Here is a 15,303-nt window from a genome sequence, read left to right on the forward strand (position 1 = left end):
AAAAAGTAGCCCAGAGGCTAGCTCAACTAGCGGATAGATAAGGTTTATCTTTTGCTTGCAAAAGGCGCATTTTCCGCCTAAAAATAGCCATGAAAAAAGCGGGATATTGTGATAAAAATTTAGCTTGTGAGAGCATTTTGGGCAGTGTGAGGCTGGGAAATTTATACTTTCATTTCGTGGCAAGCGGTATATCAGCACATTTGAAAATGACCCCACGCAGATGCCAAAAACAAAAGCAAAAACGGCAAAAAAGATGACCAAAATATCCATTATCTCACTAAACTCCGCCAAATCTTCGCTCTATATCTTTAAATTTAGCCACGATGCTTGCAAGCTCATCCTTGCCAAAGTCAGGCCAAAGTGTCGGCGTGAAAAATAGCTCCGCGTAGCTTGCTTGCCAGAGCAAGAAATTAGATAGCCGCTGCTCGCCGCCGGTGCGCACCAGCAGATCCACGTCGCCGCTGTGCGCGGTATCCAGATGCGCGCCGATGCCCGCTTCGCTTAGGAGCTCGCCGCTTGCAAGCAGCCGCTCGCACGCTCGCACGATCTCGTCGCGAGAGCCGTAGTTGATCGCTAGGTTAAAATTTAGCGCTCTCCCGTTTTGCGTTAAATTTGAAAGATATTCGATCTCGCTTCGCAGATCGCCGCTAAAAGCCGATATATCGCCGATCGGATAGAATTTTATTCCGTTTTGGATAAATTTTTCACGGCGCGAAATTAGGAATTTTTGAAGCAACTTCATCAAAAATTCCACTTCGCTTTTCGGACGCTTCCAATTTTCGGTGCTAAAGGCGTAGAGCGTGAGGTTTGCGATGCCTTCGTCGATGCAAAACTCGCAGATCTGCTCCACGACCTCCGCGCCCGCTTCGTGCCCGCCGGTGCGCAGCAGACCGCGCTTTTTCGCCCAGCGCCCGTTGCCGTCCATCACAAGAGCGAGATGATTTAGGCTATTCACGGATCAGATTTTTTTCAGCTCAGCTGCGATTTTTAGGGCGACTTCGTTCTTCGGCGCGGTGTCGATTACGACCTGATCGTTTTTCGTGATAAAGGTGACCTTAAGGACGTCGCCGCCGAGCTTGATGATGTCGTCCAGCACGTTTAGGCAGACGGCGTCGAGATGCTTTTCGTTAAGCATGCGTTTGGCCTCGCCGACGGCGTTTTCGCGGTCGGTTTCGAGTTTAAAGCCCACTTTTTTGATATTTCCGCGCACGGAGCTTAAGATATCTTCGTTCTCGCCCAGGCGTAAATTCCAAATTTCGCCGATCTCCGCTTTTTTCACCTTATCTTTGTAGCGCACCTTCGGCGAGTAGTCGCTTACCGCGGCAGCCATTATCAAATATGCGCCGTCTGGGAATTTTGTGCTGTCAAGCGCCGATTTTAGCCCGATAGTGCTTTCAAATTTAACGAGCTTGTACGGTAAATTTTCATATTCATTGCTAGAGATCAGCGTCACGTCTGCACCCAGATAAAACAGCGCGTCGGCAATCGCTTTGGAGGTTTTGCCGCTGGAAAAATTCGTAATGCCGCGCACGCTATCGATCTTTTCAATCGTCGCGCCTCCGGTGATGATGACGGTTTTATCCTCCCAAAATTTATCGTTGTAAAGCGCACGCTTTAGCGTCTGCATAATCGCCTCGGTGCTCGCTAGTCCGCCCTTGCCGGTATCTCCGCAAGCTAGGGTTTTTTCTATCGGATCCACAAAATACGCATTGACGCTCGCTTTTAGCATATCGATGCAGTTTTTCGTGATGTTGTTTTCAAGTAGTGCGGGGTTCGCGGCGGGCGCGATAACCACCTTGGCGTGGGCAAAAGCCGCGTTTAGCACCTCTAAAAATACATTGTCGCAGACGCCCCATGCGAGCTTGTTTATAGTATTTGCCGTCGCAGGCGCGATCAAAACTAAATCCACCTTAGAATAAGCGATGTGGTTGATACCCGCCTGCCAGTTTTCGTTGGCTTTGCAAAGCACGGGGTGATCGCACAGCGCCTCGAATGCTTTGTAGCTGACAAACTCCTGCACGCCGTCGCTAAGCGCGACATAGACGTCGAAATTCGACTTTTTCAGAGCGGATAAAATTTCAAACGCTTTGTAAAAACTGATACTCCCGCAAACCGCCAGTAAAACCTTTTTCTTACTCATCTTCGCTCCTAAAAAATTTATGGAAAAACCCATCTTTGTTGATTTGTTTGCTTCGGCTGATCGCCAGCGCGCCGCTCGGAACGTCGCTTGTAACCGTCGTGCCCGCGGCGATTATGACGTCGTCGGCCACCCGCACGGGCGCTACTAGCTGCGTGTCCGAGCCGATGAAGACGTTTTTGCCGATTATCGTTTTGTATTTTTTCTTGCCGTCGTAGTTGCACGTAATCGTGCCGCAGCCGATATTGCTGCCCTCATCGATCTCGCAATCCCCAAGATAGCTTAAATGCCCCGCCTTGATCCTGTTTACTTTTGCGTTTTTAAGCTCGACGAAATTTCCGATATGGGTGCCGATGACTTCGCATTTTGGGCGCAGATGTGCCATCGGACCGATATCGGAGTTTTTTACGACGCTATCTTCGATGACGCAGCCGCCTTTGATAAGCGAGCTTTCGATCACGCAAGGACCGATGATACTTACGTTTTCTTGCAGCTCGCACTCGCCGATAAATTTTGCTCTACTGTCGATGTAGATGCTTTGAGGTAGGCGCATCAAAACGCCTTGCTTCATCAAATTTTCTTTGATCTCGTTTTGCATTAAATTTTCGGCGATGCTGAGGGCGAGCTTATCGTTTATGCCCATGAAGCTTTGCTCATCCACCCACACGGCGGCGCATTTTAAGCCCATATCTTTGGCGATTTTGATCGCGTCTGTGAGGTAGTATTCTTTTTGCGCGTTATCGGGTTTGATCTGAGGTAGGATCCGTTTCAATGCCTCGCTTTTGAAGCAGTAGCAGCCGGCGTTTGCGTCTTTTACCGCCTTTTCTTCCTCGCTTGCGTCCTTTTGCTCGACGATCTTTAAAATTTCGCCGCCGCGGGTAATTACGCGACCGTATCCGAATGGATCGCGCGCGCTAAAAACGCTTAAATTTACTTCCGCATCCCCCTCGCAGAGTTTGCGAAGCTCGGCGCTTTTTACCAAAGGCATATCGCCGCAGATTATGAGCGTTTTGGCTCCGCTGATTTCGACCTCTTTTAGTCCACCTGCAGTGCCGGGGAAATGCTCGTGGTCTTGTTTGTAGATTTTAGCGTTTGGAAAGTGCGCTAGAACCGCGCTTTTAACCTCGTCGAATTGATAGTGTAAAATCACGCTCACGTCGTTTGAAATTTCGTAAGCTTTCTTTAAGATGTGGATTATCATCGGCTCGCCGCAAAGCTCGAAAAGAACCTTGGCTTTTTGCGACTTCATCCGAGTGCCGAGTCCTGCGGCAAGAACTATAACCGAAACGTTGTTCATTTGTACCCTTAAATTTCAAAAAATTGGATAATTTTAACACATTTAAAATAAATAAAAACCTAAATTTATGCCGCGTGGGCGAAATTTAAATCCCAAATTCAACTAAAATTTTATAAAATTCCGCCTAAATTTTAAAGCTTAGGCGGACGTTTTGAAAAAACTGATTTTGGTTACTTGTATTTGGGCTTTTAGTTTCTCGCTGATAGGCGAGTTTTTGCGCGGCATAGACAGCGCGTATTTGGCATTTTCGCGCGTATCGTTGGCGCTAATTTGCTTTTTGCCGTTTATGAAATTTCGTGGCGTAAATCCCGCCTTGGCACTTAAAATTTGCGCCGTGGGCGCAGTGCAGATCGGCGTGATGTATATCTTCTACTACCGCAGCTTTGCGTATTTGAAGGTCTATGAAGTGGCGCTTTTTACGATATTTACTCCGTTTTACGTGACGCTGCTTTACGATGCGCTTAAGCTTAGATTTCGCGCGCTATATCTTTTCAGCGTCGCAGTCGCGGTGCTGGGGGCTTTGGTGATAAAATTCGGCGCGATAAACTCTGAGTTTTTGACGGGCTTTTTGCTAGTCCAAGGCGCAAATTTATGCTTCGGGCTCGGACAGAGCGCGTATAAATTTATGCTGGAGCGCCACGGTTTTAGCGAACAAAAGGAGCTTTTCGGCTATTTTTTCGTCGGAGCTACCGCGGTCACGGCGATTGCCGCGATCGTGCTCGGGGATTTTTCTAAATTTAATCCTAGCTTCTCGCAGGGCGCGGTGATCGTGTATCTGGGCACTGTCGCAAGCGCTCTGGGGTATTTTTTGTGGAATAAAGGCGCGTGCGAAGTCGATAGCGGCGTGCTTGCGATTATGAATAACGCGCTCATTCCCGCAGCGATCGTCGTAAATTTAGTATTTTGGCAAAAAGACGCCGATCTAGCGCGCCTGCTTGCAGGCTCGGCGCTGATCTACGTTTCGCTTATTTTGCATAAAAAGATTATGAAATTTTACGCCCTGCGCGAGCAAAGAATTTAGTATTTAACTAAAATTTTATATTTTTACATTAGAATTAGCCCTTATTTTATTTGAAGTTGGCAAAATGAAAAAAACCTTGAAATTTATCGTCTTTACCCTGCTCATAGTCATTGCGATATATTTCTTATACGGCAAATTTTTTAAGCAAGAAGAAGCGCCGAAGGCCCTTACCACAAGGCTTGAGAAGGGCAGTATTAGAGGCACGGTGACGGCTACGGGCGAGGTTTATGCCAGGGATTTGGTAGACGTGGGCGCGCAGGTAAGCGGTCAGATCAAAAAGCTCTATGTCAAAGTTGGCGATAAGGTTCAAAAGGGCGATATGATCGCACAGATTGATTCCGTCACACAAGAAAACGAGATTGCGCAGCAAAAAGCACAGCTTCTGATCCACGAGGCAAATTTGGCTTCGGCAAAGATCGCCGCGGCGAACGCTAAAACGCAGTATAACCGCGAGCTTGAGCTGTATAAAAGAAACGCCGCTTCCAAAGAGGCGGTGGAAAATGCTAAAAATAGCGCCGCTTTAAAAGAGGCCGAGCAGAAGCAGATCGAGGCGCAGATCGAGCAGACCAAACTTCAGCTAAGCACGGCGGAGACGAATTTCGGCTACACCAAAATCACAGCTCCGATAAGCGGCACGATCGTTTCGATGCCGGTAGAGGAGGGCAAAACGGTAAATTCCAACCAAACTACGCCTACGATCGTAAAGATCGCCGATCTAAGCAAGATGGAGATCAAGATGCAGATCGCAGAGGGCGATATATCCAAAGTAAAGGTTGGAATGGACGTAGAATACTCCATACTATCAGATCTGGATAATATCAAAAAGGCTAAAATTTACAAGATCGACCCCGGTCTTACCACGCTTAGCGACGGGACTTACGATAAAACCTCTAGCGGTTCGTCCTATTCTTCGAGTAGCAGCGATAGTGCGATCTATTTTTACGCAAAGATGCTAGTGGATAACGAAAACGATTTTTTAAAGATCGGAATGACGACCGAAAACAACATAATCGTAAGCGAAGCGAACAATACTAGCTACCTACCTACCTCGGTTATCAAGCGCGACGCGAAAGGCGATTACGTCACAGTGCTTAACGGCAAAGAGCCTGAGCAGCGATACGTAAAAACGGGCGTCAGCGACGATTTAAATACTGAAATTTTAAGCGGTTTGGATGAAAAAGATGAGGTGCTTATCGCCGACGGAAAAGCCGCGCCGTTAAATATGGACGGGCCTCCGATGGTGTTTTAGTTAAAATTTTATGGTGCAAAGATGCTAGAGCTTAAAGATATAAACAAAAAATTCATTCTTGGCGATAACGAAATCCACGTGCTAAAGGACGTAAGTTTAAATATCGAAGCGGGCGAGTTTATATCGATAATCGGGCAATCCGGAAGCGGAAAATCCACGCTGATGAACATAATCGGCTGCATCGATACGCCAAGCAGTGGAAGCTATAAGATCGAAGGTCGCGAGACCGCGAATTTAAGCGGCGATGAGCTTGCGGCGCTTAGAAGTAAAAAATTCGGCTTTGTCTTTCAAAAATACAATCTTATCGCTACGATGGACGCGACCGCAAACGTCTCGCTGCCTGCGGTGTATGCGGGCGTGGGGGCGAGCGAACGGACGAAACGAGCGGTAGAGCTTTTAAATAAGCTGGAGCTTGGCGATCGCACCAAAAATTTACCGAGCAAGCTTAGCGGCGGGCAGCAGCAGCGCGTAGGTATCGCTCGCGCTCTGATAAACGGCGGCGAAGTGATTTTGGCAGACGAACCTACTGGCGCGCTTGATAGCAAAAGCGGCGAGACGGTGATGCAAATTTTAACGGCGCTGCACAAAGAGGGCCATACCATCATCATAGTTACGCATGATGCGCATATTGCGGAATTTGCGGATCGTATCATCGAGATAAAAGACGGCAGAATTTTAAGCGATAAAAGAAAGGCCGAGCGGATTTTTGAGCGCAAAAAAGAGCAGATCAAAACTAAAAATTCCTTTATATTTTGCAAAGACCAGCTAATCGAAAGCTTTAAAATGTCCATTAGCGCGATATTTTCGCATAAACTAAGATCGATTTTGACGATGCTTGGTATCATCATCGGCATCGCCTCGGTTATCTGCGTAGTAGCTCTCGGTAAGGGTTCGGAGGAGAAAATTTTATCCGAGATCCGCAAAATTGGCACCAATACGATCGATATCTTTCCCGGTAAAAATTTCGGCGATGTGCGAGCGGGCTTTGTGAGCACCCTTACGATAAGCGATTCTAAAGTTTTGGCGCGCCAGCCCTACGTCGATTATGCCACACCAAATGCTTCTGCAAGCGGCATGATAACCTATGCAAATTTAAGCTCTAAAGCCCAACTGCGCGGCGGTGGCGTAAATTCTTTGGCGGTTAATGGCATAGATATAGAAGATGGTAGAAATTTTAGCGACGATGATATTAAAAATTCTGCCTCTGTCGCGATTATCGATCCAAACACTAAAAAAACATTTTTTAAAAATTCAGATCCGATCGGTAAGACGATTTTATTTTCGGGTAAGCCACTTAAGATCATAGGAGTTTCGGGCAAGGACAAGAACGCCTTCGGAAGCAACGAAAATTTAAGAATTTACGCGCCGTACTCAACCGTGATGAATAAAATCACGGGCAATCGAAAAATCAGCTCTATTACCATCAAAATAAGAGACGATGTCAATACTCAAGTAGCCGAAGAGAGCCTAACTCAGCTACTTATCCAAAGACACGGCTCGCGGGATTTTCATACGATGAACGCAGATACTATCAAACAAACAATACAAAGCACCACTGGCACGATGACGATTCTGATCTCATCGATCGCAGTGATCTCGCTCGTCGTCGGCGGCATCGGCGTGATGAATATCATGCTCGTAAGCGTTACCGAGCGCACGCGCGAGATCGGCATCAGAATGGCGATCGGCGCGAAGCAATCCAATATCTTGCAGCAGTTTTTGATAGAGGCGATCTTGCTTTGCTCGCTGGGCGGAGCTTTAGGAATTTTAATCGCTTTAGCGCTTGGATTTGCGTTTAATATCATAAGCCCGGATTTTGCGATGAAATTTACTACCGCGCCTTTCGTGATCGCCTTTGCGGCGTCGTCCGCGATCGGTATAGTTTTCGGCTATCTGCCGGCAAGAAACGCCAGCAGATTAAATCCGATAGATGCTTTAGCACAAGAATAAACAAGGAGAGAAAATGATAAATTCCAAAGTAATTTTAAGCGGCATTTTAGCTGTTTTTATCGGCGGTTGCGCCTCAAATCAAAGTGAGGTCGAATTTAAACCTGTAGAGCATTTCAAGGACGAAAATGCAAGCTATGAAATCGATACGCTGTGGTATAAAAAATATGGCGAATCGTACCTAAATAAGCTTGTAGATCAAGCTCTTGCGAATAACTATGATCTAAAAACAGCGGCTTTAAACGTTGAGAGTGCTTATGCAAATTTAGGGCTAAGTAGGGCTGATCTTTTTCCTACGCTAAGTAGCTCGTGGAGTGCGGGCGCTAATCGCGACATAAGCACCGGCTCGAACTGGAACAAAACCTATAGCTCTGGTTTTAACGTAAGCTATGAGCTTGATCTTTTCGGCAAGATCCGCTCGGCGGTAAATGCCGAGGGCTGGAACGCTAAAGCCAGCGAGTTTGACCTTGAAAATACTCGCCTGACTCTTATAAATTCTGTCGTAAGCGGCTACTTCGAGATGCTTTATTTAAACGATTCGCTAAAATGGACAAAACAGAATTTAAGCGATTACCGCGAGATCGAAAAAATAATCAAGGCAAAATATGATTACGGCAAGTCCGAGCAGCTTGATTACAGGCAGATTCAAAATTCTATTCTAGGGCTTGAAAACAAGGTATTAAGCATTCAAAAAAATATTGAGGATAATCATAAATATATGAGAAATCTCATCTCCTCCAGCTTGCAATTTGATGATAACACAGATTCGATAAATTCCATAGAATTCCAAGGCGTTGATCTAAATGTACCTTACACAGCGCTTGCTAACCGCCCCGACATTAGAGCTGCGATCGCTAGGCTAAATTCCAGCTTTTACGACGAACAGACCGCTAAGTTAAATTTCTTTCCTAGCGTAAATTTAGGCGCAGGGCTTACTAACGGGCAAGGCGTGAGCGCTAATGATAGTTTCAAGCTAAATTTTTTAAGCGGCAACGTAAGCATAAGTCTGCCGTTTTTGGATTATGCGAGGGTTGAAAACCGCCTTAAAATTTCAGAGATCGCTTTTCGCAAAAACGTCGTAAATTACGAACAGACGCTCTCTAACGCTACGAATGAGGTGCTAAATTTATATAGAATTTACCAGATCAATCTGGCTAGCCTTAAAAATTTAAGTGCCGCTTATGACGAAAAGGCGCGCATTGCCGATCTTTACGCCGCGAAATACGAAGCAGGCTCAAGTGAGCTAAAGGATATGCTAGAAGCCCGCACTGACGCCGTAAACGCTAAGATAAACGAGCTAAATCAAAGATATTTGACGCTTCAAAACGAGGCGGCGATCTATCGCGCGATGGCAGGCAAATTTAAACGCAAATGAAAAAGGTTTTGATATTTTGGCTGCTTTGCGGTGCGATATTTGCTGATTGCACGGCAATAAGAGCGCAAGATGACTCAGTAAGCTTTGGTGCCAGCGCTTATGTTGCGGACGATAAGCAATCAGAATTTGAGAAAAACCATAGTGAAATTATGCTAAATCGTCAAAAAAATGAATTAGATAGGCAAATCTTGCAAAATAATTTACAGCGTGAATCAAAAGGCGTAGGCGACCACGATGATTTTTCGATGAAAAAACAGCCGATGCAAGACATCAAGGAGCGAAACAATAAAAATGAGCAAGACTTAAAACTGCGCCGCAAAAAGCTGCAAGGCGACGCTTATCGGCGCTAGGGCTGCTTTTGTTTATCGGTTTTTAAGTAAAGTTTCTATAAAATCTCCGCTTTACATTTTCTTAAAGGAACAGTTATGAAAAGAACGTACCAACCCCACAATACCCCTAAAAAGCGCACTCACGGCTTTCGCGTCCGCATGAAAACAAAAAACGGTCGCAGAGTTTTAAGTGCAAGACGTGCTAAAGGCAGAAGAAGATTGGCTGCGTAGGCGAATTTGCTGCGATAAGCGATAGCGGGGTTTTTTCGGAGGTTTATAAAAGTGCGGCGAAGTGGCATTGCGAATGCGCTGTCGTGTATTTTTTGGCTAGCGAGCAGCGTAAATTTAGCGCAGTCGCCAGTAAAAAAATAGGCAATTCGGTCACGCGAAACCGCGCCAAAAGACGTTTGCGCGCAGTGTTTTATAATCAAAAAGACGCCATTGTTAGCGGAATTTTTATATTAATCGCAAAAAAGCGGATCGTAGATATGAGCTTTGAAGACATTGAGCGAAATTTAAAATGGGCGTTTAAAAAGATCGGCGCAGTAAAATGAAGAGATTTTTTATAGCCGCGATCGGGTTTTATCGAAAATTTATTTCGCCTTTGCTACCGCGCTGTTGCCGTTATTATCCGAGCTGTTCGGAATACGCGCTTTATGAGTTTAAGTTTAACGGTGTCTTTGGCGCGCTCTGCGCTGTAACGGCTAGAATTTTAAGGTGCAATCCGTTCTTTAGCGGTGGCATAGATTATCCGATAATCGCGCGAAATTTCAAATTTTGCGTATTTTCAAAAGTCTGCGAAGGCGGCTTTAACGCGCGCGCGCAGAAATTTAAGCTTTGGTTTATACCATATAAAAAAAATAGATATTACGTCATACGACTAGGAGAAAATAGTGCTAGATAAACTTCCTCAATCAAAGCGCCTTGCTATCGCGATAGCAACTGCGCTCATATTTTTTGTAGCTTACGATCATTTTTATTTATCAAAAATTCGCGCTGCTATGGAGGCAAATGCAACCGCGGCGCAAATCGCGCAAAAAAATGCCGCCAAATCCGCTCCGCAAACTTCCGCCGCTGGCGTGAGCGCGCAGGGAGCAAATTTAAATACCTCAAATTCTATCTCTGCACCGTTAGTGCGCGTGGTTGGCAAAGAGGCAAATTTTACAATCGACGGGCTCGGTCGCATAAGCTCGTATGTGTTAAACGATGCAAAATTTCGTGACGGAAACGGCGAGGCTCTAAATTTAATCGATGCCAAATCGCACTCCAAGCCGCTTGAGGTGCGCTTCGAGGACGCGGCGTTGAATGCGATGGCTTTCGATAATCCTTACGGCGCTTCATCTAGCGAGCTGGACGTACGAAACGGAGAGGCTAGCGTTACGTTAAGTCAAAGTTTAGGCGCCGTTAGCATAAATAAAATTCTTACCTTTTATCCAAATGGTAGTTATAAATTGGATCTGAAGTTAAGCGGCAATGCGCGTTATTTCATCAGCCCTGGCTCGCGTCCGAACGTAGAAGTAGATAGCTATACGGTTCACGGCGTCATTGTAGGAAAACCGGGCGACGCTGGAATTTCAGATAAAATCACTTCATTTTTTACGGGCTCGCAGGCTATAAACGAAAGCGTAGAAATTTTTAAAGATGGCGATGTGGATAAAAATGAGCGAATAAGTGGGGCGAATATCGCTGCAAGCTCCGATCGCTATTATACAACGCTATTTTACGGAGAGAGCTTGAATGCGACCGTGACTGACGCAGATAAAATTTCGCAGGTTTTCATAGGCTCGGACGGCGATCTTAGTCTTACGGGCTATATCGGCGCGAAAGATCACGCGACGCTAAGCTCGATAAATCCTGCTCTTACGCACATTATCGAATATGGCTGGTTTACCTTCATCGCCCGCCCGATGTTTAAATTTCTAAACTGGTTGCACGGCTATATCGGTAACTGGGGCTGGTCGATCGTTGTGCTTACGCTCATTATCCGCCTAATCTTATTCCCGCTAAGCTACAAGGGAATGCTATCGATGAATAAGCTAAAAGATCTGGCGCCTAAGATGAAGGAGCTTCAGGAGAAATATAAGGACGATAAACAAAAGCTGCAGTTGCATATGATGGATCTGTATAAGAAAAACGGCGCCAATCCAATGGGCGGCTGCTTACCGATCCTGCTTCAGATACCGGTATTTTTCGCGATCTACCGCGTGCTGCTTAATGCGATCGAGCTAAAGGGCGCGGAGTGGGCGCTGTGGATCCACGATCTGTCGCTTAAAGATCCATATTACATCCTGCCGATTACGATGGGAATTTTGATGTTTTTACAGCAAAAGATTACGCCGACTACATTTACCGATCCGATGCAAGAGAAGATGATGAAATTCTTGCCGCTTATTTTTACGGTATTTTTTGTAATGTTTCCTGCAGGTCTTACGTTATACTGGACGGTCAATAACTTCTGCTCAATCATTCAGCAATACGTCATAAACAAGGCCTTTGCTAGGCATAAACAAGCTCAAATAGCGGAGAAAAAGTCATGATAATTGAAGCAGAAAATTTAAAAGACGCATATAATAAAGCAGCAGCTGAGCTGGGATGCTCGGTAACGCAGCTTAGCGTGCGCGTGCTGCAGCATCCAAGCGGCGGATTTTTGGGCTTTTTTAAGAAAAATGCTATTATAGAAGCTGTTTTGGAAGGGGAGAAATTTAGCGAAAATCCGGAATTTAGCGCCTCTCAAAACAAAACCGGCAAAGCAGAGAAAAAGCAGGGCGACAAATCAGAGTCTCAAAGTTCGCGCACCACGCATTCTAAACATCGCAAAGAAAAGCAAAAGGGCGTTGTAACGGATGAAATTCTATCCGATATCAAAGAGAAGCTATCTGCACTTTTTAGATCAAGTGAGTTTAATATCGAAGTTAGCGATGTTAGCAAAATCGACGAAAATACCGTCTATATCAAGCTACAAGGCGAGGATAGCGCGCTTTTGATAGGCAAAGAAGGACACCGCTACAAGGCACTTTCGTATATGATTTACAACTGGATCAGCATCAGATATGATCTTGCCGTAGTTTTTGAAATCGCGGAATTTTTACAAAATCAAGAACGATTTATCGATTCTTATGTAAATGCGCTCGTGGAACGCTCCGGAAATGAGCGTATCGTCACGAAGGCTTTTGATGGCGCATTTATCAAAATTGTAGCCGATAAGCTAAAACAAGCATATCCAGATCGTTTCGTGGGCATCAAATCCACGCGTAGCGGCAAAATCGTCATCGTAGACGAAAAAAACTAATCGTGAGCGAGACTATCGCCGCTATAGCTACGGCTCACGGCATCGGCGGAATTTGTATAGTTAGAATTTCAGGCGAGGAAGCGCTATCCATCGCTCTAAGCCTTTCACATCGCAGCTGTTTGCGACCTCGCTATGCCACGCTTGTGAATCTTTTTGACGCGAGCGGCGAAGCGTTCGGCGAGGCGATTTTGATATATTTCAAGGCTCCGCATAGCTTTACCGGCGAGGATGTCGTAGAAGTGCAGACCCACGGCGGCTTTACGGCTTCGTCCTTGGCGTTAGATGCCGTGCTGGCTCTAGGTGCGCGCATAGCAAATCCGGGCGAGTTTAGTAAGCGAGCGTTTTTAAACGGTAAAATGGATCTTAGTAAAGCCGAAGCCATAAGCGATCTGATTAATTCGCGCTCGCAAAGTGCGGCTAAAATTTTAGCTAGAAACCTGCGCGGCGAGCTAGCAGACTTCGTCGCAAATCTGCGCGCAGCTCTGGTTAAGACGTTGGCCTTCGTCGAGGTTTGCATCGACTACGCGGAGGATGATCTGCCTTCTGATGTGCTACAAAACTCGCAAGAAATGCTTAGCCAAAATATCGCTTCTCTAGAAAAAATCACTCGCATCAGCCGCAGCCGCAAGGGACTAATCGAGGGCTTTAAAGTAGCGATTGTGGGTAAGCCTAATGTCGGTAAATCAAGCATTTTAAATTCTATGCTGAGCTTTAGTCGCGCTATTGTTAGCGACGAAGCGGGCACTACGCGCGATCTTATCGAAGAAAGCTTGCAAATAGGCACTCATCTAATCCGTATAGTCGATACCGCAGGTATCAGACACAGCGGCTCAAAGCTCGAAAGTATCGGTATTTCATATTCGCTTCGCGCTGCAAGCGAGGCAGACGTGATTTTGGCGGTGTTTGATGCAAGTCGCGAATGGGACGCCGAGGACGCGCAGATCCTAAAAATATTGCGCGAACAAAAAGAGAAAAAAATCATCTACATTTTAAATAAATGTGACCTGCCGCGTAAATTTCATCCTAGCACGGAGGATCTTGGCGATGATTTAGAGGCTTTTTCTGCAAAAAATTTCGCAGCTGAAAGTCCCATATCAGAGAATTTCACAGCCGAAAATTTAAAGCAAAGTCGGACCTGCGATGCTTCTTTAAATTCCTGCGCGCAGAATTTAAAAGCTAAAAATTTAAAGCGTGACTTAAGCGCGCAAAATTCTACTTCCACAGATTCCGTGCTTACAAGCCAAATAGCCCTTGCGAATTCCATAAATCTGGTGGGACAGAATTCCGCCGCAAAAGCGGGACTAGTGGCGCCAAATACCGAGCGCGTTACTGCAAGCTGTGCTGCGGAGAATTTCACGCAGGATGATTCCAAACAAAATTCTGCAAATTCCATCGCGCCTAATAGCTCTGCAAAAAATTCCGCTAGGCAAACTACCCAAGCAAATTCCATTTTTACGCCACTTGAAATTTCTGCAAACGAGGGCGTGGATAAAATTTTAACCGCGCTTGAGAGCTACTTAAATTCTCAAAATTTCGATGGCCTTATGCTAAGCAACGAGCGGCAAATTCTATCTTGCGAGAGCGCGCTCTCAGCTCTTAAAAACGCGAGCGAGCGCCTGGCTTGCGGCGAGCTTGAGCTTTTTGCATTTGAGATAAATCGCGCGATTGAGGCGATTGCACGTATTTCGCGTCCATTTGAGCGAGACGAAATTCTAGACGAAATGTTTAGCAATTTTTGCCTCGGTAAATAGCGTTTTAGCTACTAATTAGCCAAAATTCAATATAATCTCGCATTTAAAACGAGGTCTTTATGAAGGAAAAAATCCAATATTTTTTGGCGCTGGGTCTGATAAAATTTGCAAAATTCGCGCCGAAAAGCTTCATATTCGCATTTTTCGATAAGCTCGCACTTTTCGCATCGTGGAAGCTTAGTAGGCGCGTTAAAGTCGCGCAGGATAACCTTCGCGCCGCCTATCCGCAAAAAAGCGAAAGTGAGCTTCACGCTCTTGCGATCGAGAATTTTCGCAGTATCGCTAGGACGCTTACTGATACGCTTTTATTTTACAATGGCAGACTAAAATTTGATGATCTGATTTCAAACGGCGAGCAGGCGCTAGAGCGCGTCCGAAAGCTAAAAGGTGATAATCCGCACGGGATTTTATTTTTTACTGCGCATTTTGGAAATTGGGAAATTCTAGCTAATTTTTTCGGCGCCAATGGCTTTCCCGTCTCGGTAGTCGGGCGTCGCAGCGATAATGAGTTGATCGAAGAGCGGCTCGTGGCGCCGTTTCGCGAGCGCTACGGCAACGACCTCATTTACAAGGACGATGCGATGCGCAGACTCGTGCAGGCGCTAAAGCAGGGGCGCAACGTAGGCATTCTGCCCGATCAAAAGCCAGGTCCTAAAAACAGCCTGATTACGACCTTTTTTGGACGACAGTGCTACACCACGAAGACTATCGCGTCGCTTTATTTGAAATTTCGCCCCGTGCTGATACCAATTTTTGCGCGCCGCGGAGAGGATGATCGCTACGAGATCGTGATCAAGGATTTCCCGCCGCTACCTGAGGGGCTAAATAAGGACGAGGCCGAACTGTTTATCACGCAAAAGTGCAACGACATTTTCGAAGAGGTCGTGCGAACCGCGCCGCAGCAGTGG

Annotated in this window: 16 protein-coding genes; 12 read left to right on the forward strand and 4 right to left on the reverse strand. The window is 45.9% G+C overall.

The window, feature by feature from the left end; translation table 11 throughout:
- The 4 genes from Q0620_RS07300 to glmU all read right to left on the reverse strand — a co-directional run.
- A partial coding sequence (locus tag Q0620_RS07300; protein ID WP_298784120.1) for a prepilin peptidase occupies positions 1-270 on the reverse strand: 270 nt, incomplete at its 3' end.
- A 7-nt stretch (positions 271-277) separates the two neighbouring features.
- Positions 278-955 (reverse strand): polyprenyl diphosphate synthase, encoded by a 678-nt coding sequence (gene uppS, locus Q0620_RS07305; protein WP_298784121.1) that lies wholly within the window; start codon positions 953-955, stop codon positions 278-280.
- A 3-nt stretch (positions 956-958) separates the two neighbouring features.
- On the reverse strand, positions 959-2,140 hold the full coding sequence (coaBC, locus tag Q0620_RS07310) for a bifunctional phosphopantothenoylcysteine decarboxylase/phosphopantothenate--cysteine ligase CoaBC (RefSeq protein ID WP_298784122.1): 1,182 nt from the start codon (positions 2,138-2,140) through the stop codon (positions 959-961).
- Entirely contained in the window at positions 2,133-3,434 is a 1,302-nt protein-coding gene (gene glmU / locus Q0620_RS07315; RefSeq protein WP_298784123.1) for a bifunctional UDP-N-acetylglucosamine diphosphorylase/glucosamine-1-phosphate N-acetyltransferase GlmU, read from the reverse strand. Before glmU ends, coaBC begins: the two co-directional genes overlap by 8 nt.
- A 151-nt stretch (positions 3,435-3,585) precedes the next feature.
- Between glmU and Q0620_RS07320 the strand changes: the two genes are divergently transcribed.
- From Q0620_RS07320 to Q0620_RS07375, 12 genes are all read left to right on the forward strand, one after another.
- Complete coding sequence (locus Q0620_RS07320; RefSeq protein ID WP_291937892.1) at positions 3,586-4,455, forward strand: EamA family transporter; 870 nt, start codon at positions 3,586-3,588, stop codon at positions 4,453-4,455.
- Positions 4,456-4,519: 64 nt separating this feature from the next.
- A complete protein-coding gene (locus Q0620_RS07325; protein WP_298784126.1) occupies positions 4,520-5,704 on the forward strand; it encodes an efflux RND transporter periplasmic adaptor subunit in 1,185 nt (394 codons plus the stop codon).
- A 21-nt stretch (positions 5,705-5,725) separates the two neighbouring features.
- Positions 5,726-7,654: a MacB family efflux pump subunit gene (locus Q0620_RS07330; protein ID WP_298784128.1), complete on the forward strand. Its 1,929-nt coding sequence runs from the start codon at positions 5,726-5,728 to the stop codon at positions 7,652-7,654.
- A gap of 13 nt (positions 7,655-7,667) precedes the next feature.
- Entirely contained in the window at positions 7,668-9,026 is a 1,359-nt protein-coding gene (locus Q0620_RS07335) for a TolC family protein (protein ID WP_297941932.1), read from the forward strand.
- Positions 9,023-9,376, forward strand: a complete 354-nt coding sequence (locus Q0620_RS07340; RefSeq protein WP_298784130.1) for a hypothetical protein — start codon at positions 9,023-9,025, stop codon at positions 9,374-9,376. The genes Q0620_RS07335 and Q0620_RS07340 overlap by 4 nt, the downstream gene beginning before the upstream one ends.
- 75 nt (positions 9,377-9,451) lie before the next feature.
- The gene (gene rpmH, locus Q0620_RS07345; protein ID WP_005873223.1) at positions 9,452-9,586 is read left to right on the forward strand and encodes a 50S ribosomal protein L34; all 135 of its coding nucleotides are present in this window, start codon (positions 9,452-9,454) and stop codon (positions 9,584-9,586) included.
- A gap of 14 nt (positions 9,587-9,600) precedes the next feature.
- Entirely contained in the window at positions 9,601-9,909 is a 309-nt protein-coding gene (gene rnpA / locus Q0620_RS07350) for a ribonuclease P protein component (protein ID WP_298784142.1), read from the forward strand.
- Complete coding sequence (gene yidD / locus Q0620_RS07355; RefSeq protein WP_298784132.1) at positions 9,906-10,259, forward strand: membrane protein insertion efficiency factor YidD; 354 nt, start codon at positions 9,906-9,908, stop codon at positions 10,257-10,259. The genes rnpA and yidD overlap by 4 nt, the downstream gene beginning before the upstream one ends.
- A complete protein-coding gene (gene yidC, locus Q0620_RS07360) occupies positions 10,249-11,892 on the forward strand; it encodes a membrane protein insertase YidC (protein WP_298784134.1) in 1,644 nt (547 codons plus the stop codon). Before yidD ends, yidC begins: the two co-directional genes overlap by 11 nt.
- Positions 11,889-12,644 (forward strand): Jag N-terminal domain-containing protein, encoded by a 756-nt coding sequence (locus Q0620_RS07365; protein ID WP_298784136.1) that lies wholly within the window; start codon positions 11,889-11,891, stop codon positions 12,642-12,644. The genes yidC and Q0620_RS07365 overlap by 4 nt, the downstream gene beginning before the upstream one ends.
- Before the next feature lie 2 nt (positions 12,645-12,646).
- Positions 12,647-14,395, forward strand: a complete 1,749-nt coding sequence (gene mnmE, locus Q0620_RS07370) for a tRNA uridine-5-carboxymethylaminomethyl(34) synthesis GTPase MnmE (RefSeq protein WP_298784138.1) — start codon at positions 12,647-12,649, stop codon at positions 14,393-14,395.
- Positions 14,396-14,454: 59 nt separating this feature from the next.
- On the forward strand, positions 14,455-15,303 hold an 849-nt coding region (locus tag Q0620_RS07375), incomplete at its 3' end, for a lysophospholipid acyltransferase family protein (protein ID WP_298784140.1).

The organism is uncultured Campylobacter sp., from assembly GCF_938017615.1.
Classification (GTDB): Bacteria; Campylobacterota; Campylobacteria; order Campylobacterales; family Campylobacteraceae; genus Campylobacter_B.